The sequence below is a fragment of the Xanthomonas cissicola genome, from assembly GCF_008801575.1.
Lineage (GTDB): Bacteria > Pseudomonadota > Gammaproteobacteria > Xanthomonadales > Xanthomonadaceae > Xanthomonas > Xanthomonas cissicola.
Genome location: NZ_VZPL01000031.1, coordinates 1 through 21,446, shown reverse-complemented (window position 1 = coordinate 21,446; position 21,446 = coordinate 1). Strand labels below are relative to the sequence as shown.

The following is a 21,446-nucleotide window of genomic DNA, read 5'->3' as shown; positions in this document are numbered from 1 at the left end:
TTGCAGATGACACCTCGTCACGATCGCTGCGGCACCGTGCGTTGCTGCACCGCCAGTTGCGGCGCGTTAATTTTTCGTTTAAGAATTGGGAAGGACCGCAGGGCACGGGGGCGTGCGGACACTCAAGAATCCTTCTGGAGAGAGAAAGGATGAAGCGTCTGATTGGCCCCCATCGGTCATGCCTGGCCGTGCAGTTGTCATTGTGTCTGATCCCCACGCTCGCCTGGGCGCAACAGCCCGAGGCCACACCGAGCACGCGCACGCTCGACAGCGTGCAGGTCACCGGCACGCGCATCAAAACCGCCGAGTTGCAGGGGCAGGTACCGATCCAGACGCTCAATCGCGCCGACATCGAACGCACCGGCCTGACCTCCATCGGCGAAGTGCTGCAGGAGCTCACCGCGTCCGGTTCGGCGCTCAATGCCAAGTTCAATTCGTCGGGCAACTTCGGCTTTCCGCCCGATGGCAGTGGCGTGGGTGCCGGCTCGGCGCAGGTAGATCTGCGCCATCTCGGTTCCAAGCGCGTGCTGGTGCTGGTGGATGGCATTCGCTGGGTCAATGAATCCTCCGCGTCCGGCGTGGGCTCGTCGACCGATCTCAACACCATTCCGCTGGCGATCGTCGAGCGCATCGAAGTGCTCGAAGACGGCGCATCGTCGTTGTACGGCTCGGATGCGATTGCCGGTGTGGTCAACATCATCACCCGTCGCAGTTTCGACGGTGCGCAGGTCACGCTCAACTACGGGCAGTACGGCAAGGGCGATGGCACCAACCAGGGCATGGACCTGGCGTGGGGCACCAGCGGAGAGAATTTCAGCCTGTTTCTGGGCGCAAGCTATGTCAAACAGGATCCGATCTATGCGCGCGATCGTGCGCAGGCCCGCTTCCCGATTCCTGGCACCGGGCTGACCTTCGCCAGCTCGGCGACGCCGGATGGCCGCTTCCAGTTCGTCGACCCCAACACCGGCGTGCGCCAGAACCTCACGCCCAATGCCGGCGTCGGCACACCGCAATACGATGGCAGCGTCGGTTGCACGCGCAGCGACGACTATCACTGCTTCGGCACCGCAGACCGCTACAACTTCGCCGAGCAGAATCTGTTGCTGACACCGTCCGAGCGCAAGGGCGTATTTGCGCAGTTCCGCTATTACTTCAACGACGACGTGCAGTGGTACGTCAAGGCGTTGGGCAACCGGCGCGAATCGACCAACCAGGCCGCGCCGGAGCCTATCTTCCTCGGGCCCGACGCCGGCACCGGCAACCCGCTGGCCGACAACATCGTGATCTCCGCGCTCAACCCGTTCAACCCGTTCGGATTCGATCTGGATTCGGCCACCAATCTGATCCAGATCGGTCGCAGGCCGGTGGAAGGCGGGCCGCGGCGTTACGAGCAGCAGGTCGACACCCAATATTTCGGCACCGGCCTGGTCGGCACGTTCGAAGGCGCAGGGCGGACCTGGTTCTGGGACGTCAACGGCATGTACAGCAAGAACAAGGCCGAGCAGACCAACTACGGCAGCTACAACCTCTACAACATCAACCTGGCGCTGGGCGACCCGGCTGGCTGCGCGGCCGTGGCTGGCTGCGTGCCACTGGATATCTTCAGCGGTGCCGGCAGCATCACGCCGGAGATGTTGCGCTGGATCCAGCCGGTGGTGCGCGACCGCAGCCAGAACGAATTGAGCCTGTTCACCGCCAACCTCAGCAGCGAGTTGTTCCAGTTGCCCGGCGGTGCGGTGTCGTTCGCCAGCGGTTACGAATACCGCAAGTACGAGGGCTCTTATCAGCCCGATCCGCTCACCGTGGCCGGGCGTTACAACGGCGTGCCCTCGTTGCCCACGGCGGGCAGCTACGACGTCAACGAAGCCTATCTCGAACTCAATATTCCGATCTTCGCCAACTCCGCATTGGGCGACAAACTGGATCTGAATATCGCCGGACGCTATTCGGACTATTCGACATTCGGTGGCGAGTTCACGCCGAAGTACGGTCTGCGTTGGCAGGTCACCGATGAGTTCGTGTTGCGCACCAGTTATGCGGAAGGCTTCCGTGCGCCGACCATCGGCGAGTTGTTCGGTTCGGCGGCACGTGCGGATCTGCAATTGTCGGACCCGTGCTCGATCGGTCTGGGCGGCACCGCGCCGCGTGGCAGCGCGGCCAACTGCGCAGCGCTCGGCGTGCCGACGGGCTACCAGCAGGCCAACCAGCAGATCTCGGTCACCACCGGCGGCAATGAACAACTGGACCCGGAGCATTCGCGCAGTTTCAGCGCGGGTTTTGTCTTCAGCCCTGGATTTGCGAGCGATGCCAGCTGGTCCGACCGCCTCGATCTGGAGGTGACCTTCTATCGCCATCATGTGGATGGTGCGATCCAGGCGATCAATGCGCAGACGCAGCTGGATTTGTGCGTGGATACGCTGGATGCGTTGTACTGCGATGGCATCGCGCGGGCGTCCACCGGCGGCATCAATGCCTTCAACAACCGGCTGACCAACCTGGGCTCGATCAAGACCGACGGCTGGGACGTGGATCTGTTCTGGACGCTGCCGGAAGCCGCGTTCGGGCGCTTCAAACTCTCGTGGCAGAACACCTTGGTAGGCCGTTACGAGGCGCTGGGCGCGGCAGGTCAGCGGCAGCCGCAAGGGCCGGGTATCGAGGTGGTCGACAGCGCAATTCCGGAGTGGACCAGCAACGCAGTACTGGATTGGTCGCTGGGCAACTGGACGGCTTCGTGGACTGCGCGGCACATTTCCAAACTCACCGAGCAATGCGGTGACGCGGTGGAGTTTGCGGTGTGTTCTGATCCGACGGTGGGAACCAACCGGCTGGATGCGATTACCTATCACGATGCGCAGGTGGGCTATCGTGTGGATTGGCTCAAGGGCCTGCAACTCACGGCCGGCTTGAACAACGTATTCGACAAGGATCCGCCGATCTGCCTGTCCTGCTCCCTCAACGGCTACGACGCATCCACTTACGATATCCCCGGTGGACGTTTCTGGTATGCGCGTGTGGATTTGAAGTTCTAGTCCACAGCGCTTACATCGCGGACAGATGCGATGAATTATGCGCCGGGCAGTGGAGTTGCGATTTACTGCAGGGCCTTGCCCGCCCACCATCGCGGGACACGCTGCAAGTACGTCCCTGTAAGCTCCGTGGCGGCATCCATGCCGCCATGGGTTTATGGCGTGTCCCGTGAGCGGTGAGGGCACCGCGCACTCGACACGCTGCTCCGACCCTGAGCGCGACCGCATGACTGCGGCGCGCTCGACTGACCGACTTGCTCAGATCTTCGCGCGCTGCTCGCGCAGGCCGGTCAGTTGCGTGGTCCAGTCGTTCAAGCGCGCGCGCTCCTGTTCGACCACTGCAGCTGGCGCATTCTGCACGAACGTCGCGCTGCCGAGTTTGCCGTTGCACTTGCCGATCTCGCCTTCCACGCGCCTGATTTCCTTGTCCAGGCGGGTGCGCTCTGCATCCATGTCGACCAGGCCTTCCAGTGGCACCAGCAACGTGAGTTCGCCGACGATGGCGGCGGCCGACGGCGGGGTGTCCTGGCCAGCGTCCAGCCAGTCGATGCTTTCCAGCTTGAGCAGGAACGACAACTGCGAGGCGAAGCGGGCAACGCGCGGGCGGTCGTCGGCAGTGCCGGCCTGCAGCAGCAGGCGCACCTGCTTGGACGGCGGCACGTTCAATTCGCTGCGCACGCGGCGCAGCGCCGACACCATCGACTTGAGCCATTCGACATCGGCTTCAGCGGTGGCATAGCTGCCGGTATCGACATCGCCGGGCTGCGGGAAGCTCTGCAACGAGATTGTGGCGGTGGTAATGCCCAGGCGCGGTGCGACCTGCTGCCACAATTCTTCGGTGACGAACGGGGTGAGCGGGTGCAACAGGCGCAGCAACGACTCCAGCACAAACAGCAGCGTGTGGCGCGTGCTGGTGGCCGCGTCGGCGTCCTGATGGTTGAGCGCCGGCTTGGCCAGCTCCACGAACCAGTCGCAGAACGCATTCCAGGCGAATTCGTACAGCGATTGCGCGAGCAGGTCGAAGCGATAGTTGGCGTAATGCGCGTGGGTTTCCGCGGTGACCTTGTCCAGGCGCGCCAGGATCCACTTTTCCGCTTCGGTGCGCGGCTGCGGCACGCCGGTAAAGCGTGCGCCTTCGCTGTTCATCAACACGAAGCGCGTGGCGTTCCACAGCTTGTTGCAGAAGTTCTTGTAGCCCTCGGCGCGGCCCAGATCGAACTTGATGTCGCGGCCATGCGTGGCGAGCGCGGCGATGGTGAAGCGCAGCGCGTCGGCACCGTGGGCGATGATGCCGTCCGGGAATTCCTTGCGTGTGGCTTTTTCGATCTTGGGCGCATCCTTCGGCTTCATCAGCCCGGTGGTGCGCTTGGCCACCAGGTCTTCGATGCTGATGCCGTCGATGATGTCCAGCGGATCGAGCACGTTGCCCTTGGACTTGGACATCTTCTGGCCCTGCGCATCGCGAATCAGGCCGGTGATGTAGACATCGCGGAACGGCACCTGGCCGGTGAAGCTGTCGGTGGCCATGATCATGCGCGCCACCCAGAAGAAGATGATGTCGAAGCCGGTGACCAGCACCGACGACGGCAGATAGCGCTCGAAGCCGCGCTCGGCCATCGCCTGCGCATCCGGCCAGCCCAGCGTGGAGAACGGCCACAGCTGCGAAGAGAACCAGGTTTCGAGCACGTCGCTGTCCTGATGCAGCGCAATCTCCGCACCCAGGCCATGTTTGGCGCGCACCTCGGCTTCGTCGCGACCCACGTAGCACTTGCCTGCATCGTCGAACCACGCCGGAATGCGATGGCCCCACCACAGCTGACGGCTGATGCACCAATCCTGGATATTCTCCATCCAGTGACGATAGGTGTTGATCCAGTTCGGCGGCACGAATTTGATCTGGCCGCTTTCGACCAGCTCCAGCCCGCGCTTTGCCAGCGCATCCATTTTCACGAACCACTGATCCGTGAGGTAGGGCTCGATCACCTGGCCGGTACGATCGCCGCGCGGCACCTGCAGCTTGTGCGGCTTGGTTTCGACCAATACGCCCAGGTCTTCCAGTTCCGACAGCACCAGCTTGCGTGCGTCATAACGATCCAGGCCGCGATAACGCTCCGGCGCATTCTCGTTGATGGTGGCGGTGACAGTGAACAGGTTGATCAGCGGCAGGTCATGCCGCACGCCTACCTGATAATCGTTGAAATCGTGCGCAGGCGTGACCTTGACCACGCCGGTGCCGAAGGCGCGGTCGACGTAATCGTCGGTGATCACCGGCACGTGCCGGCCGGTCAGCGGCAACACGATGCGGGCGTTATGCAGCGTGAGATAACGCGCATCTTCAGGGTGCACCATCACTGCGGTGTCGCCGAGCATGGTTTCCGGGCGCGTGGTGGCCACCACCAGATAATCGCGGGTTTCGCGGAGCGTCTCATTGCCGTCGGCATCGTGCTCGACGTGTTCGTAGCTGACGCCATCGGCCAGCGGGTAACGGATCGACCACAGGAAGCCGTCTTCTTCGACGTTTTCCACTTCCAGGTCGGAGATCGCGGTCTTCAGCACCGGATCCCAGTTGACCAGGCGCTGGCCACGGTAGATCAGACCTTGCTCGTACCAGCGCACGAACGCTTCGTTGACCGCGGCCGACGGCTGCGGGTCCATGGTGAAGGTGCTGCGCGACCAATCGCTGGAGGTGCCCAGGCGGCGCATCTGGCGCTCGATGGTGTCGCCGGATTCGGCTTTCCATTCCCACACCTTGGCGATGAAGCCCTCGCGCCCCAGCGAATCGCGCGTTTGTCCCTTGCCTTCCAGCGCCAGATTGCGCGAGACCACCATCTCGGTGGCGATCCCGGCATGGTCGGTGCCCACCTGCCACAAGGTGTCGTAACCACGCATGCGGTGATAGCGCACCAACGCATCCATCAGCGTTTGCTGAAATGCATGGCCCATGTGCAGCGTGCCGGTGACATTGGGCGGCGGCAACAGCACGGTGTAGGGCTCACCCTTGCCGGACGGCACGAAATAACCGGCCGCCTCCCACTGCGCATACAGGCGCGATTCGAAGGAAGAGGGATCGTAGCTGGAGGCGAGGGTGGTCATAAGGCAGGGAATGGGGAGTCGGGAATAGGGAATGGGTAAAGCGGGAGGTGCTGATCGGTGACGGTCTAATGGGACGGAGCCAAGTTTCGATTCCCCATTCCCCATTCCCCATTCCCGATTCACATGTCGTACTTGGTCAGTTCCAGGCCCAGGGCCTTGTATTGTTTCCAGCGTTCGCGCAGCGGTTCGCGGGCAGCGGGGTCGGCGGGGACGACTTCGAGCACGCGGTCGCAGGCGCCTAGGTACGGGTCGTCGCGCAGGTTGATCACCAGCGGGCGCGAGGGGGCGGCGAATTCCGGTGCGACGATCAGCACCGGTGCCAGTTCGTCTTCCTCGTCGGTGCCGGCGATCTGGTGCGGCACGTAGGCCTCGTCGTCGAACGCCCACAGCAGATCGTCCAGCGCCTCGGCCTGCTCCGCATCGCGGGCCAGGATCAGCGTGGACAGGTTGGCGTCGTTGGCCTTGCGCGCCAGCTCGCAGACCAGCCGCAGCGGTTCGTTGAGGAAGCGCGGCTTGGCGATCAGATAAAAATCGGCACGGGGCATGGTCAGATCACGAAACGGAAGGAAAAACGGATTCGGCAATGATGCTGCCGAGCGTGAACAGCAGGCCGGACGCCAGGATCACCAGCACGAACCCGCCCATCGCCCGTAAGCGCCGACCGGCAGGCCGCGCGCGATACAGATAGATGGGGATGAATACCAGCCAGGCCAGCACCATCCCGATGTTGAGCCACATGGGGCGGCGAACGCCGTACTGGCGGCTGTCGGCCGCCAGCCAGACGAAAATCAGCGCCAGCAACAGCGCAAACCGCACCAGGTCGCTGGCAAGCCCGTTCCAGTTGGGCAGCGTGCTGGTGACCCCGTCCGCCAGCACGAACCCGGCGATCAGGGCCAGTGCAGCGCGCGGCGACATCAGGCGGCGCGGTCCAGCAACCACTGCGTCAGCAGGCCCACCGGGCGGCCGGTGGCCATGCCGCGCTTGCCTTCGTCGCTGGCGACGCCAGCGATGTCCAGATGCGCCCAGCGCTGGTTTTCGGTGAAGCGCGACAGGAAGCAACCGGCGGTGATGGCACCACCCCAGCGGCCGCCGATGTTGTAGACATCGGCGAAGGTGGAATCCAGCAGCCCCTGATATTCGTCCCACAGCGGCAGGCGCCAGGCGCGGTCGAACACGTGCTCGCCGGCGGCCAGCAATTCGTTAGCCAGGTCGTCGTGCTTGCTCATCAGGCCGGCGGTCTGGTGGCCCAGCGCCACCATGCAGGCGCCGGTCAGCGTGGCCACGTCCACCAGTGCCTCGGGGTTGAAGCGTTCGGCGTAGGTCAGCGCATCGCACAGGATCAGGCGGCCTTCGGCGTCGGTATTGCCGACCTCAATGGTCTTGCCGGACATGCTGGTGATCACGTCGGAGGGGCGGTAGGCGTTGCCGTCGATGGCGTTCTCGACCGCCGGCACCACCACCACCAGATTGATCGGCAGCTCGGCCTTGACCGTGGCCACGAAGGTGCCGATGACGTTGGCGCCACCGCACATGTCGTACTTCATTTCCTCGATGCCGCCCTGCGTCTTGAGGTTGACGCCACCGGTGTCGAAGGTGATGCCCTTGCCGACCAGCACGTAGGGGCGCGCGTCGCCGCCGCCATTCCACTTCAGCACGATCAGGCGCGGGCGGTTGGCCGAGCCACGTGCCACCGACAGCAGCGAACCCATGCCGAGCGCTTCCATCTGCGCCTCGTCCAGGATCTCGGCCTCGGCGCCGGGGAACTTGCCGGCAAACGCGGCCGCGGTGTCGGCCAGGTAGGCCGGGGTGCAGTAGTTCGGCGGCAGGTTGCCCAGCTCGCGGGCGAATTCCACGCCTTCGGCGGTGGCCACGCCCACGGCGAGCGCGCGGGCGTCGTCGCCGGCAATCGCCAGGGTGGTCAAGCCGGTTTCATCCACCTTCTTCTTGCCCAGCGTGGCGGTGTAGCGATAGGCCGCGTGGTCGCTGACGGTCACCGCCTGGCGGATGTTCCAGGCTGCATCGCGGGCCTTGACGGTGAGTTCGGTCAGGGTGAGCAGGGCGGTGCCGACCGCGCCGGTCTTCAGCGCCCGGGTCGCATCGCCGACGGCCTTGAGGTAAGGCGCCACGCCGAACTTGCCGGCTTCGCCCAGGCCGACCACCAGCACGCGCGGCGCGGTGACGCCGGGCAGGTCGTGCAGCAGTGTGGTGCTGCCGGTCTTGCTGGCCACGTCGCCGCGCGCGACCAAGGCCGTCAAACGGCCCTGGCTGGCGCTGTCCAGCGCCTGGGCAGCGGGCGAAAGGGTCTTGTCGGCGAACACGCCAACCACGATGCAGTCGACGGCAGCGCTTGCCGGCGCGTCTTGGTTCAGGGTGAATTGCAGGGCCATTGATCAGATTCCGTAGGCAAATCCGTACAATCGCGGGCTGTTTACGCCAACCGGACTAGGCTGGCGGCGCCGCGAACGAATCCGAGAGTTTAAAACAAGCCCACCCCATGCCGAAGCTCGATCGATACCTGCTCAGCGATTTCACCCAGAGCTTCCTGGCCACCTTGATCGTGCTGCTGGTCGTCAGCGTCGGCGGCGTGCTGGTGGATATCCTCGGCAATATCGCCGACGGCCGCATCCCGGCGCGCTTGCTGCTGTCGCAGGTGGGGCTGCAATTCGTGGCGTATCTGCCCATCATCCTGCCGCTGGCCTTGATGCTGGGCCTGCTACTGGCACTGGCGCGGCTGTACCGCGATTCAGAAATGGCCGTCATTACCGCCATTGGCGTGGGTCCCAGGCGCATGCTGCGGCCGATGCTGATGCTGGTGGTGCCGGTGGTGTTGGTCATCGGGTTGTGCTCGCTGTGGCTGGGCCCCTGGGCGAGCCGCACCGCCGAGGCGATGCTGGAGGACGCCAATCGCAGCGTGCTGATGGCCGGCCTGGAGTCTGGCCAGTTCACGCCGCTGTCCGGTGGTGGGGTGGTGTACCTGCAGACGATCTCTGCCGACGGCAAGGGCCTGGGCAAGGTTTTCATGCAGCGCCAGCAGAACGATCGCATTGATGTGGTCACCGCCGACCGCGGCGCGATGTTCTTCGAAGGCAAAACCGACCGTTACCTGCGCCTGGACGATGGCTACCGCACGGAAGGCCCGGCGAGCGGCGCGACCCTGGACTACCGATTGATGAAGTTCGCCAGCAGCGATATCGCCTTGCCCGACCGCACCCGCGTGCACGATGCCAACGACCCGGAAGTGATGTGGACCACCCAGCTGCTGTCGGACGAACGCCCTGCCGCGCGCGCCCAGCTGCATGAGCGCCTGGCGCCGCCATTACTGGCACTGGCGTTCGCCTTGCTCACCTTGCCGCTGTCGCGCAGCGCACCGCGGCAACAGCGTTATGGCCGGATCATGCTGGCGTTTCTGGCCTACATGGTGGGCACCAATCTGATGATCGTCGGCACCCAGTGGATCGCCAACGGCAAGACCCCGGCGGCGCTGGGCCTGTGGTGGTTGACGCTGCCGCTGCTGGCCGTGGCGGTATGGGCGTATGCGCGCGACGGCCGCGTGCGTCGGCCGAGGGCGCGCGCATGAGGCTGACGCCGCGGGTCCACGATTGGTATGTCGGTCGGGTGGTGCTGTTTACCGTGCTGCTGACCTGGGCGGTGCTGCTGGGGCTGGATCTGGTCAACGCCTTCGCCAGCGAAGCCAAGAACATCGGGCAGGGCAGCTACACCTTCGGGCACGCGGTGGCTTACGTGGCCTACACCGTGCCGCGCCGGGCCTATACCTTGTTCCCGACGGCCGCGGTGATTGGCGCGCTGATGGGACTGGGCCAGTTTGCCGCCACCTCCGAGCTGACGGCGCTGCGCGCGCTGGGTGTGTCGCGCAAACGCATGTCCGCCTCGGTCGTCGCAGCGATGGCGCTGCTGACCGCCAGCATGGTGATCAGTGGTGAAACCATCGGGCCATGGGCACAGAACCAGGCCGACACGCTCAAGGCCAGTGCCCGCTACAACAGCGATATGGCGTCTTCGCGCTACGCCGGGCTGTGGGCGCGAGAGGGCGACACCTTCCTCAACGCCTTGAGTGGTGAAGAGAAGCTGCTCGATGGCGGTGGCACCGCACTGGATCTGCACGATGTGCGGCTCTACCACCTTGATTCCAGTGGCAGGATGCAGCAATTGACCTACGCCTCGGTGGCCGAACACCGCGACGGCCGTTGGACCCTGCGTCAGGTCCGTCGCGACACCTTCCAGGAGCGCTCGGTGCAGCGCGAAACCTTTCCCGAATTGCCGTGGCAATCGCAACTGAATCCTGCTGCGCTGGCCGCTGGCCTGGCCAAGCCGCGCAATCTCTCCGCGCACGATCTGGAGCAGAGCATCGAATACCGTCGCCGCAATGGATTGGACGCGCGCGATTACGAGGATCAGTACTGGAGCCGGTGGTTCTATCCGCTCAACGTGCTGGCGCTGTGCATGGCGGCAATCCCGTTCTCGTTCGGCTCCCTGCGCAGCGGTGGCCTGGGCAAGCGCCTGTTCCTGGGCATTCTGTTTGCGCTGGGTTTCTGGCTGCTGCAGCTGTTCTTCGGCCGCATGGCCGGCGCCCTCAAGCTCGATTACCGCATTGCCTATGCGCTGCCGCCCATGGTGATGCTGGGTGTGTCGGCGTGGTTGTTCCGCAGGCGTAGTAGCTGAGCGCATGCGGCGGGTGAGCGTGGTGGGTGTGGCGCTCTGCCTGCTATACCTGGCGGCAACTGCTTTTTGCGTGTGGGGTGCGCTCAGCGCTCAGGGCGATCCCAAGGGCCACTTCGTTCTGCTGCAATTGCCGTTGACGCCTCAGCTGATCGCACTGAACGCCCTCCACGCGGATGCCTGGTTGACCAACATGCGTTGGACGACAAGTTATGCGTTGTTGGTTCCGCCATTTTTAGCGGTGCTGTATGCGTTTGGGCATGCATTTCAGTGGTTGATTGCGCGCGCCTTCTTGGGTGCCAAATAAGCCGCAGCCCGGTTTGGTCGCTGCCGCTAGCCCTAGAGCATTCCAGGTGCAGTCGCATGCATCGAAGATGCGGGAGCTTCGAAAAGAAGCTTGTGGACTGCCGGCCCGATTACTGCAATTTCCTGGCAATACGCTCCAGCCGTGTCTTACTCGCACGGTCATGCCAGGTTAGCCGGTCGCGATCCAGCCACGCCCACCAGAATCCCAGTCCGCCCAGCGCCAGCGACAAGCTGCCGACGGCATAGCGGATCCACAGCGCACGCCAGGGCACCTGTGGGTCGATCAAGCGCAGCCGCCAGGGGCGCATGCCCAGCGTCTGCCCGCCGCGCCGCCAGCTCACGGTGGCGTAGATGCCTGCGGCGATCCAGCAGCACAGCCACAACAGCCATTGCCAGCCGCTGAAAGGCGCGATGTTTTCGCGCGCGGGGTGCCCGACGAGCGTAAAGCCCAGCGTGAAGACGGTGGAGATCAGCATCGACAGCGCCAGCACCGGCCAGGCGTCGTAGCACAACGCCAGCAGCCGCCAGCCCACCAGGGCAGGCGCGCGTGCAAGGCGAGGCGAAGGAATTGAGGTCATGGCGCGAGCATAACGGTCGCCCAGCACGGCGCAACGCCGCGCTGCAATAGCCGCGCTCTGGTGCCTGCACGCGCTGACGCACGCGATACATCGAACTGCGATCAATCGCATCCTGGCGCGAAGGCTGATGCGCAGACGCGGCATGTTCAATTGGGCGCATGCCCATGCCGGGGACCTACCGGCCATGGCAGCGCTGGCGTCGCGATCCGGATTGCCTGCCCGCCTGCGGACGACGCGTGCTGATCACGCATAACAATGACGCGCACAGGTCCTAGCCCGCGCGCGCAGGCAAGGCACCTACCGGCAACCCGCACTGCGTCCGCTCTCAAAACGCGCGCCGCGTTTTATGCTGTGGCGATGTCTGCCAGCAGCCCCGCCGAACGCCGCCAACTAGCCCGCCACCTGCCGCCGGTGCAGCCGGCTGATGCCAGCGTCATCGAACGGTTTCTCGACCGGTTCTGGGCCGAGCAGGGCGTGGCGCGGCAGACCCTGGAGAGTTATCGGCGCGATCTGGAAGGGCTGGCGCGTTGGCGCGATGGCGCTGGTGGCGGCTTGCTGGGCATCGACCGTGCCGCCCTGTTCGACTATCTGCGCTGGCGCACCAGGGCGAATTATTCTCCGCGCAGCACGGCGCGGCTGTTGTCGACCTTGCGTGCGTTCTACGGACTGTGCCTGCGCGATGGCGCGCGCAGCGACGACCCCACCGCCTTGATCGACCCGCCGCACCTGCCACGCTCGCTGCCAAAGGCCTTGACCGAAAGTCAGATCGAGGCCCTGCTGGCTGCGCCGGACCTTGACACACCTGCGGGCCTGCGCGATCGCGCCATGCTGGAACTGATGTACGCCGCGGGCCTGCGTGTGAGCGAGCTGGTCAACCTGCCGGCAGTGGGGGTGAACCTGCGCCAGGGCGTGTTGCGGGTGACCGGCAAGGGCAGCAAGGACCGGCTGGTGCCGCTGGGAGAGGAATCCCAGCATTGGTTGGAGCGTTACCTGCGCGAGGCGCGCCCGCTGCTGGCCGCGAACAAGCCGGTGGCGGCGGTGGACGGGCAGGTGCCGTTGTTCATCGATGTCTCCCGCCAACCGCTCAGTCGTCAACAATTCTGGGCGCTGGTCAAACGCTACGCAGCGGTGGCCGGCATCGACCCGGCCACGGTCAGCCCGCACGGGCTGCGCCACAGCTTTGCCACCCATCTGCTCAACCACGGCGCCGATCTGCGCGCGTTGCAGATGCTGCTGGGCCACAGCTCGTTGTCGACCACCCAGATCTATACGCTGGTGGCGCGCCAGCATCTGCAGAAACTGCACGCCAGTCATCATCCGCGTGGTTAGTCCGCGCGGCGCCTCGCCATAGGCGTGCGCGCTGGCGACGCGCCGGTCGCGGTAGAGCTGCGACCGGGCCAATCGCCTGCCCGCGGCCGCACCAACACCGCCAGCCGACGTTGTTGGTACCTTGCCAGACCCGCTCGGCGGCCGTGGCGGCGTTGCCGGTGAAGGGTGGCGCCGGCCGGTGTGGCCTCCTCGTTGTCATACCTCGTGCTGACGGGCAGCGCCGGGCGCCATGCGGCGCTGTATTCCAGGAAACAAAGAGAGCGGGGGACGACGCTTGGGGGGCACCTTCAGGGGGCCTTGCGACGGCGAAAACGCCGAGCCCATCGCCAGACGCGGCAGACCACGCTCTGCACTGCGTCTGTCCAACGGGTGCAGCAACGGGGTGCCTGCAGCGCTCACAAACTGTCGCGGCCGCGGCCAGGCTTCATCTGCGCTGTGCGAGAATCCCGGCACCTCATTCCATCTGGATGCGTGAATGTATCGTCTTGCCATCGCCGCGCTGCTGGGCGCGATCAGCCTTACCGCCTGCGCACAATCCTCGCAGCCTGCGGCAAGCACTGCCGGCGCCAAGCCAGCCGCTGCGCCCGCCGCCACCGGCACCGTGGACCAGCGCGTGAGCACTGCGCTCAAGGCGCTGGACCCGGATTTCAAACCCGATTACATCGGCGCTGCGCCGTTCCCCGGCTTTCGCGAAGTGGTCGTCGGCGGGCAGGTGCTGTACGTCAGCGACGACGGTCGTTACCTGATCCAGGCGCAGCCGTTCGACATCCAGAACAAGCAGTTCGCCGCCAGCCCGGGCTTGCTGGCCTACCGCCGCAAGCAGCTGGACACCGTGCCCAAGGCCGACCGCATCGTGTTCGCGCCGGCCAACCCGAAGTACACCGTCACCGTCTTCACCGATGTGGAGTGCGGTTACTGCCGTAAGTTGCATAGCGAGATCGGCGAGCTCAACAAGCAGGGCATCGCGGTGGAATACCTGGCGTTCCCGCGCATGGGCCTGGGCAGCCAGGACCATAAGGAAATGATTGCGGTGTGGTGCGCTGCCGATCGCAAGCAGGCGCTCACGGCCGCCAAGTCGGGTCAGCCGGTCGCCTCCAAGGACTGCAAGAACCCGGTGTCGATGGAATACAACCTGGGCCAGCGCCTGGGCGTCAACGGAACGCCGGCGATCTTCGCCCCCGACGGCACCCAGCTCGGTGGCTACCTGCCGCCGGCCCAGTTGCGTGCGGCGCTGGAAAAGCGTGCCGTGACCACGGCGGGCGGCAGCCGCTGAGGCCGTCTCGGCTCTGATCATCGTGGCGCGTCGCCGATAGCGCCGTTGCGTTGATCGTCTGCGCAACGACAAGGCCCGGGTCCGACTGCATCCGGGCCTTTGCTGTTTCTGGGGGTTAGCCGCCATCTAGAGCGTGTCATGCACGTTGAGATGAAATGCGTTGGCTGCCAGCGGTGCGGCGCGGGTCCTGCGTGGCGCCGGCTCGGCGTGCGCTTCGTGCCGCTGACGGCCAACCCTCCGGGGGCGCCCTGTGGCGCGCCGATACCGCGTTGCGCGCCTTGCCCAGGCGGCCAGCCTGGGCCCGCAGCGCACGGCTTGTCTCGACGCGCCACGGAACGCTTCACACGCGCCTCAACGTCCATAACACGCTCTAGTCGCGTCCTTCATGCTGGCCGGTGCAACGTGTGCGCATGGGGCGGCGACAAGGGTCCCGCCTGACGATTCCCATTCCCGAGTCCCGCCATCGCACGCGCAGTCCGGCGTCGATTCATCAGCTCCGTTACAATCTGCAGCCCCGTTTCTGACACGGTTCCCCGGACATGATGGTCCTCGAGGGCGCTTCCGCCCTTTCGCCGTTCCGCCGCGCTCGGCTCGAAACCCGCCTGCAAACCCTCGTTCCCGCGCTGCGTATCACTGGCGCCTGGCACGTGTACTTCATCCGTCCCGAGGCCGGGCAATCGCCCGACCAGGCCACCTTGCAGCGGATCCTGCAGGCCAACGCCGCGCCCGCCGAGCGCGATGCCGATGCCTCCTCGCGCTACGTGGTGCCGCGCCTGGGCACCTTGTCGCCGTGGTCGAGCAAGGCCACCGAACTGGTGCGCGGGGCTGGGCAGCCGATCCAGCGCGTGGAGCGCGGCACCCGCATCGATCTGGCCGGCTGGCCGGACGACGCGGCTGCCCAGGCCGCCGTGGCCAAGTTGCTGCACGACCCGATGACGCAATCGCTGCTCGGTTCGGCCGCCGCTGCCGAAGCGCTGTTCAACGTGCCCGACCCGGGCCAGCTGCGGCGCGTGCCGCTGGATGGGCTGGAGCAGGCCAACCGCGACCTGGGCCTGGCGCTGGCGCAGGACGAGATCGACTACCTGCGCGAACGTTTCGGCGCGCTGGGCCGCGACCCGGCCGACGTCGAGCTGATGATGTTCGCCCAGGCCAACTCCGAGCATTGCCGGCACAAGATCTTCAATGCCAGCTGGACCATCGACGGCAAGCCGCAGGAGCGCTCGCTGTTCCGCATGATCAAGCACACCCACCAGCAGACCCCGCAGCACACCTTGTCGGCCTACAGCGACAACGCGGCGGTGGTGGAAGGCGTGCCGGCTGCGCGCTATCGCCCGGATCCGGCCACCGGCCAATACCGCAGCGAAGCGGTGCTGCCGTCGGCGTTTGCGATCAAGGTGGAAACGCATAACCACCCGACCGTGATCGCGCCGTTCCCCGGCGCGGCCACCGGTGCGGGCGGGGAAATTCGCGACGAAGGCGCCACTGGCCGCGGCGGCAAGCCCAAGGCAGGCCTGACCGGGTTTTCGGTCTCGCACCTGCGCATTCCGACCCTGCCGCAGCCGTGGGAAGCGCCGCGCGCGCTGAACCCGCGCATGGCGCCGGCGCTGGACATCATGCTCGACGGCCCACTCGGCGGCGCAGCGTTCAACAACGAATTCGGCCGGCCGAACCTGCTCGGCTATTTCCGCAGCTTCGAGCTTGCCGAAGGCCCGGGCCTGACCCGCGCCTACGACAAGCCGATCATGCTGGCCGGCGGCCTGGGCGCGATCGACCGCAACCAGGTGGAAAAGCTGCGCCTGCAGCCGGGCGATGCGGTGATCGTGCTCGGCGGCCCGGCGATGCTGATCGGCCTGGGCGGCGGTGCGGCCAGTTCGGTGGCGGCCGGCGACAGCGCCGAGGCGCTGGATTTCGCCAGCGTGCAACGCGAAAACCCGGAAATGGAACGTCGCTGCCAGGAGGTCATCGACCGCTGCGTGGCGCTGGGCGTGGATAACCCGATCCGCTGGTTCCACGACGTGGGCGCGGGTGGTTTGTCCAACGCCATTCCCGAGCTGCTGCACGATTCGGGGGTGGGCGGCATCATCGACCTGGGCCGCGTGCTCACCGACGACCCGTCGCTGTCGCCGCTGGAACTGTGGTGCAACGAATCGCAGGAACGCTACGTGCTCGGCGTGCCGCAGGCGCGCCTGGAAGAGTTTGCCGCCATCTGCGCCCGCGAACGCTGCCCGTTTGCCGCCGTCGGTGTGGCCACGGAAGAGGAGCGGCTGGTGGTGGGGTATGGCGTCCTGGATAACGGGATTGGAGATTCGGGATTCGGGATTCGCAACGGCGCATTGCCGGCAACCGATGCCGCTTCTAACCAATCCCGAATCCCGAATCCCGAATCCCAGCTCCCGATCGACCTGCCCATGGACGTCCTCTTCGGCAAGGCGCCGAAGATGCATCGCGATGCCGCGCATCCGGCCGCTCCCAGGTGGCCGGTGCTGCAGACCGCGTCGCTGGACCTGCAGCAGGCCGGTTTGCGTGTGCTGGCGCATCCCACCGTGGCGTCCAAGAGCTTTCTGGTCACCATCGGCGACCGCAGCGTGGGCGGGCTGACCGCACGCGAGCAGATGATAGGCCCGTGGCAGCTGCCGCTGGCCGATTGCGCGATCACGCTGGCCGGCTTCGAGACCTTTGAAGGCGAAGCGATGTCGATCGGCGAACGCACGCCGCTGGCGCTGTTGAATGCCGCCGCATCCGCGCGCATGGCCGTGGGCGAAGCCATCACCAACCTGTGCGCGGCACCGGTGCAGCGGCTGGACAGCATCAAGCTTTCGGCGAACTGGATGGCCGCCGCCGGCCACAGCGGCGAAGACGCGTTGCTGTACGACGCGGTGCGTGCCATCGGCATGGAGTTGTGCCCGGCGCTGGAGCTGAGCATTCCGGTGGGCAAGGATTCGCTGTCGATGCAGGCGCAGTGGGCTGAAGCCGGGATTGGTGATTCGGCATTCGGGATTGGCAACACACCGGAATCCGCCGCTGTTGCGAATCCCCAATCTCCAATCTCCAATCCCGTCTCTCACAAAAGCGTTTCGCCGGTCTCGTTGATCATCAGTGCGTTCGCCCCGGTTGGCGATGTGCGCACGCAGCTGACGCCGTTGCTGCGCAGCGGTGAAGAGAGCGAGTTGTGGTTGATCGGGCTGGGAGGCGGCAAGCAGCGGCTGGGCGGGTCGGTGCTGGCGCAGGTGTATGCCGACGACACCGCGCTGCCGGCGTTCGGCGGCGAGGTGCCGGATCTGGACGATGCGCAGCGGCTGCGCAGCTTCTTCGAATTGATTCGCGACGCGCGCGACAGCGGGCTGTTGCTGGCGTATCACGATCGCAGCGATGGCGGTGCGTTTGCTGCGTTGTGCGAGATGGCGTTTGCGTCGCGGCATGGCCTGGATATCACGCTGGATGCATGGGGCGACGATGCGTTCCGCAGCCTGTTCAACGAAGAATTGGGCGCAGTGGTGCAGATCGCCAGCGAAGACCGCGCCGCGTTCGCCGACCTGGTCGAGCGCCACGCATTGACCGAATGCGCGCAGCGCATTGCACGCCCCACCGGCACGCCGCGCATCCGCGTGAGCGGGCAGGGCCGCGTGCTGGCCGAATGGCGCTGGGAAGAGCTGTTCGATGCGTGGTGGTCGGTGACCCATGCGATGCAGAAGCTGCGCGACAACCCGGACAGCGCCGATGAAGAACGCGCCCTGGCGCGTGATTTCAAGGCGTCAGGCCTGCGCCCGAAGCTGGTGTTCGACCCTTCCGACGATGTCGCGGCGCCATTTGTGGCCACCGGCACGCGGCCCAAGGTGGCGATCCTGCGCGAGCAGGGCGTCAACGGGCAGATCGAAATGGCCTACAACTTCGAGCGCGCCGGTTTCCGTCCCTACGATGTGCACATGAGCGACCTGATCGAGGGCCGCGTGGACCTGAGCGCGTTCGTGGGCTTTGCGGCGTGCGGCGGTTTCAGCTACGGCGACGTGCTGGGTGCAGGCCGCGGCTGGGCGACATCCATCCTGGAGCGCTCGGCGCTGCGCGACGCGTTCGCCGCGTTCTTCGCACGCAGCGATACGTTCGCGCTGGGCGTGTGCAACGGATGCCAGATGCTCAGCCAGCTCAAGGACATCATTCCCGGTGCCGAGCATTGGCCGCGCTTCCTGCGTAATCGCAGCGAGCAGTTCGAAGCGCGCACCGCGCTGCTGGAAGTGGTGGAGTCGCCGTCGATCTTCCTGCGCGGCATGGCCGGCTCGCGGATTCCGGTGGCGGTTGCGCATGGCGAAGGCCGCGCAGAGTTCGATAGCGCCGTGGACCAGGCCGCCGCACGCGTGGCATTGCGTTACATCGATGGCGACGGCGCGGTGGCGTCGCAGTATCCGCTCAATCCGAACGGTTCCCCCGACGGCATCACCGGGCTGACCAGCAGCGACGGCCGCGTCACCATCCTGATGCCGCATCCGGAGCGCACGCCACGCAGCGCAAACCTGAGCTGGTACCCGGTCGACTGGGGCGACGACTCGCCGTGGCTGCGGATGTTCCGCAACGCGCGGGTGTGGTGCGGTTGATGCCGTGCGGCTGATCGGCAGCCGCTGACGCATGACCCGACGGCCGTGTGCAGCGATGCACACGGCCGTTGTCGTTTAGGCCGGCGCGCTGAATCTGCAATCGAAATCGGTTGCAGATTCGTCGCGTGCTGCCGCTACCACTACATGCGCGCGACGCGATGACCAGTCCCCATTGCAAAGCCATGCGGGTTTGCCGACCTCGCCAGCATCGGGCGCACGCGGCCGGTAGCGTTTGTGGCGCGCTCGAATCAGGCGACGGAGCGGCTCGATGGCGATGGTCGCTCGATCAGCCAAGTGCGCGTCGTAATTCTTTTCGAGACTCATTTTCGCGGTGGCAGCGAATGGGACTAAATAATTAATCGGCACTTGATAATCTTTAAATAACTAAAAAAATTATTAGTTATTTATTCCGTATGACCGATTGCGCGCTATGTGTGATGGCAATCGCATCTGAGGATTGGGTTTTTCAATAAATTCATCTGGCGTTATCGATCTTTCGATCGCTGCATCTTCTTGTTTACTGTTTCGAACATTTTGCGGTGGAAAACTCCATCGATGAAGCAAGTGCGCGCGATTATAAAACCTCAGGGGGACCGTGCGATCTGTTTGTGCGGTGGTCGGTTTTTTACACACCAGACCAAAATGGGGAGTCAGGCGTTAATGAAGCGAATTTATCTGGAGGCTGGTCGCGAGTCTTGTGCTCACGACCAAACGGTGCCGCGTGCTCGCGCGGTGGGAAACACGCAGGGGAGACTGCCGCGCGACCATGCCGGCGGAGTGCTGGCCACGGCAGTGGCGATCGTATTGCTCGGCATGGCCGGCATGGCCGGGGCGGCCGGTGCCGCGACCATACCGGCTGCAGCGATCACGCAGTGCCAGGCGATCGATGGCAGGCGACATTGCCCGGGCGAGACGGACACGGTAGCTCAGAGCGCTACTGCAGGATCGAACGGTAGCCCGACGCAAGCGGCTGCGATACCCGCCGCCGATGCAGAGATCCCGGCATTCGCGGACGGTGAGGATGCGCTGGCGTTGGGCAATGCGAGCAATGCGCTCGGCGATGGGACCATGGCATTGGGCGGCGGAAGCCTGGCGTTGGACCGCGACGCGACCGCGATCGGTCATAACGCTGCGGCCGCGGGAGAATCGTCGATTGCCCTCGGCGGCGTTGCGACCGTGTTCGATTACGATGCCGACGGCTTCGTCGTCGGCCAACGCGAACAGGCCACGCAGGCGTCAGGCGTGGGCGCCACAGCAGTGGGCGGTGGTGCACTAGCGGGCACGCCGTATGCCAGCGCCATCGGCAGCGGCGCCAGCGCCAGTGGCGTGCAGAGCACGGCGCTGGGGTACCGCGCACAGACCTCCAGCGACGGCGCCACCGCCGTGGGCGGGCTTTCCAGCGCCAGCGGCTTTCTTTCCACTGCTGGCGGTTATTCCTCGCGCGCCAGCGCAGACACCTCGACCGCGTTCGGTTACAGGGCGCGAAGCGACGGAGCCAGTAGCGTCGCAGTTGGCGACACCTCGTTGGCCAGCGGAGCGCAGAGCGTTGTCGTGGGCGGCGTCAGCAACTTCGGCTCGATTACCGCGGCGACCGGTCTTGGCGGCATTGCGCTGGGCTCGGGTGCGCAGAGCCAATCCGATTATGCGATTGCCATTGGCTACGATTCCAACGTGTTTCCGAACGCGCCCGGCAATACCGATGCGGTGGCGATCGGGCACAGCGCCGGTTCGTTCGCACCACGCACCGTGTCGTTGGGAGGCTTTGCCTTGGCGTCGGGCGATGGCGGCATCTCGATCGGCCATGACAGCACCGCTTACAACGAAAATAGCGTGGCGCTAGGTGCGCGTGCCACGACCTCGCGGTTCAATGGTGACAGCACGGTCGTTGGCGCGGACGCGCAGGCCAACGGCGTGGACGCAGTGGCGATCGGTTACGGCGCAAAGGTGGGATCCTGGGTCGACGATGCCTGGAATCGTTCGGCATCCAGCGCGGTTGCACTGGGTGCGCACTCCTATGCGTTTCGCAGCAACACGGTATCGGTCGGCGATGTGCAAGCCGGCTTGACGCGCCAGATCACCAGCGTTGCCGCCGGTACCGAAGCCACCGATGCGGTGAATGTGGCCCAGCTCGACACGGTGCGCGCCGCCACCTCACGCATCGATGGCTATCTGGCAGTGACGCCGGCCACCACGGACGCCACGGCGGCATCTGCGCAGGGGCAGGGCGCCATGGCGCTGGGTGGCGCGAGCAGCGCACTCGGCGCATCTGCCACCGCGGTGGGCTTCAATGCCTCCAGCGTTGGCCAGAGCAGTTCTGCGTTGGGTAGCCTTGCGGTTGCTGCCGGCGAGCGCAGCGTGGCGGTTGCCTCCGGCAGCCGTGCCTCGGCCACCGGCGCCAGCGCGCTGGGGGCGGACAGCAGCGCCAGCGGCGTGAACAGCACTGCGATGGGTCGGCAGACCAATTCCATCGGCGAAAACGGCGTTGCGCTGGGCTACAACGCGTTCGTGCGCGAAAGCGGCAGCAATGCCGTGGCATTGGGTGCGAATGCCGGTGCCAGCGGTGCCGATTCGGTGGCCC

At 65.5% G+C, this 21,446-nt stretch carries 12 protein-coding genes and 1 pseudogene; 8 read left to right on the top strand and 5 right to left on the bottom strand.

Annotated elements, in window-relative coordinates; all coding sequences use genetic code 11:
• Window positions 1-149: 149 nt before the first annotated feature.
• Window positions 150-3,029 (top strand): TonB-dependent receptor, encoded by a 2,880-nt coding sequence (locus F7R02_RS14115; protein ID WP_078591228.1) that lies wholly within the window; start codon window positions 150-152, stop codon window positions 3,027-3,029.
• A 255-nt stretch (window positions 3,030-3,284) separates the two neighbouring features.
• Here the strand turns inward: F7R02_RS14115 and F7R02_RS14110 are convergent, their stop codons facing one another.
• The 4 genes from F7R02_RS14110 to F7R02_RS14095 form a co-directional block, all read right to left on the bottom strand.
• On the bottom strand, window positions 3,285-6,119 hold the full coding sequence (locus tag F7R02_RS14110; protein ID WP_078591229.1) for a valine--tRNA ligase: 2,835 nt from the start codon (window positions 6,117-6,119) through the stop codon (window positions 3,285-3,287).
• Window positions 6,120-6,238: 119 nt separating this feature from the next.
• Window positions 6,239-6,664 (bottom strand): DNA polymerase III subunit chi, encoded by a 426-nt coding sequence (locus F7R02_RS14105; RefSeq protein ID WP_078591230.1) that lies wholly within the window; start codon window positions 6,662-6,664, stop codon window positions 6,239-6,241.
• A 7-nt stretch (window positions 6,665-6,671) separates the two neighbouring features.
• The gene (locus F7R02_RS14100; protein ID WP_003490204.1) at window positions 6,672-7,034 is read right to left on the bottom strand and encodes a hypothetical protein; all 363 of its coding nucleotides are present in this window, start codon (window positions 7,032-7,034) and stop codon (window positions 6,672-6,674) included.
• On the bottom strand, window positions 7,034-8,506 hold the full coding sequence (locus F7R02_RS14095; protein ID WP_078591231.1) for a leucyl aminopeptidase: 1,473 nt from the start codon (window positions 8,504-8,506) through the stop codon (window positions 7,034-7,036). Before F7R02_RS14095 ends, F7R02_RS14100 begins: the two co-directional genes overlap by 1 nt.
• Before the next feature lie 107 nt (window positions 8,507-8,613).
• On the opposite strand from F7R02_RS14095, the gene lptF reads away from it, so the two are divergent.
• The 3 genes from lptF to F7R02_RS14080 are packed head-to-tail and all read left to right on the top strand — an operon-like array spanning window position 8,614 to window position 11,103.
• Window positions 8,614-9,696, top strand: coding sequence for an LPS export ABC transporter permease LptF (gene lptF / locus F7R02_RS14090; RefSeq protein WP_078517974.1), 1,083 nt, complete (start codon window positions 8,614-8,616; stop codon window positions 9,694-9,696).
• The gene (lptG, locus tag F7R02_RS14085) at window positions 9,645-10,799 is read left to right on the top strand and encodes an LPS export ABC transporter permease LptG (protein WP_172397291.1); all 1,155 of its coding nucleotides are present in this window, start codon (window positions 9,645-9,647) and stop codon (window positions 10,797-10,799) included. Before lptF ends, lptG begins: the two co-directional genes overlap by 52 nt.
• 4 nt (window positions 10,800-10,803) lie before the next feature.
• On the top strand, window positions 10,804-11,103 hold the full coding sequence (locus tag F7R02_RS14080) for a hypothetical protein (protein WP_016850866.1): 300 nt from the start codon (window positions 10,804-10,806) through the stop codon (window positions 11,101-11,103).
• Window positions 11,104-11,212: 109 nt separating this feature from the next.
• On the opposite strand, the gene F7R02_RS14075 is transcribed toward F7R02_RS14080, so the two are convergent.
• Window positions 11,213-11,680, bottom strand: coding sequence for an RDD family protein (locus F7R02_RS14075; RefSeq protein WP_033485885.1), 468 nt, complete (start codon window positions 11,678-11,680; stop codon window positions 11,213-11,215).
• 357 nt (window positions 11,681-12,037) lie between these two features.
• Between F7R02_RS14075 and xerD the strand changes: the two genes are divergently transcribed.
• From xerD to F7R02_RS14030, 4 genes and pseudogenes are all read left to right on the top strand, one after another.
• Entirely contained in the window at window positions 12,038-13,009 is a 972-nt protein-coding gene (gene xerD / locus F7R02_RS14070) for a site-specific tyrosine recombinase XerD (protein WP_003490213.1), read from the top strand.
• A 475-nt stretch (window positions 13,010-13,484) separates the two neighbouring features.
• Entirely contained in the window at window positions 13,485-14,282 is a 798-nt protein-coding gene (locus F7R02_RS14055) for a DsbC family protein (RefSeq protein WP_078591232.1), read from the top strand.
• 539 nt (window positions 14,283-14,821) lie between these two features.
• Entirely contained in the window at window positions 14,822-18,868 is a 4,047-nt protein-coding gene (purL, locus tag F7R02_RS14040; RefSeq protein WP_078591233.1) for a phosphoribosylformylglycinamidine synthase, read from the top strand.
• Between the two features lie 660 nt (window positions 18,869-19,528).
• Window positions 19,529-21,446 (top strand): annotated as a pseudogene (locus F7R02_RS14030) (adhesin); the annotation flags it as partial.

Coding starts and splice junctions, on each gene's coding strand:
- F7R02_RS14115 (WP_078591228.1), top strand. CDS start 150: ATGAAGCGTCTGATTGGCCCCCATCGGTCATGCCTGGCCGTGCAGTTG.
- F7R02_RS14110 (WP_078591229.1), bottom strand. CDS start 6,119: ATGACCACCCTCGCCTCCAGCTACGATCCCTCTTCCTTCGAATCGCGC.
- F7R02_RS14105 (WP_078591230.1), bottom strand. CDS start 6,664: ATGCCCCGTGCCGATTTTTATCTGATCGCCAAGCCGCGCTTCCTCAAC.
- F7R02_RS14100 (WP_003490204.1), bottom strand. CDS start 7,034: ATGTCGCCGCGCGCTGCACTGGCCCTGATCGCCGGGTTCGTGCTGGCG.
- F7R02_RS14095 (WP_078591231.1), bottom strand. CDS start 8,506: ATGGCCCTGCAATTCACCCTGAACCAAGACGCGCCGGCAAGCGCTGCC.
- lptF (WP_078517974.1), top strand. CDS start 8,614: ATGCCGAAGCTCGATCGATACCTGCTCAGCGATTTCACCCAGAGCTTC.
- lptG (WP_172397291.1), top strand. CDS start 9,645: ATGGGCGTATGCGCGCGACGGCCGCGTGCGTCGGCCGAGGGCGCGCGC.
- F7R02_RS14080 (WP_016850866.1), top strand. CDS start 10,804: ATGCGGCGGGTGAGCGTGGTGGGTGTGGCGCTCTGCCTGCTATACCTG.
- F7R02_RS14075 (WP_033485885.1), bottom strand. CDS start 11,680: ATGACCTCAATTCCTTCGCCTCGCCTTGCACGCGCGCCTGCCCTGGTG.
- xerD (WP_003490213.1), top strand. CDS start 12,038: ATGTCTGCCAGCAGCCCCGCCGAACGCCGCCAACTAGCCCGCCACCTG.
- F7R02_RS14055 (WP_078591232.1), top strand. CDS start 13,485: ATGTATCGTCTTGCCATCGCCGCGCTGCTGGGCGCGATCAGCCTTACC.
- purL (WP_078591233.1), top strand. CDS start 14,822: ATGATGGTCCTCGAGGGCGCTTCCGCCCTTTCGCCGTTCCGCCGCGCT.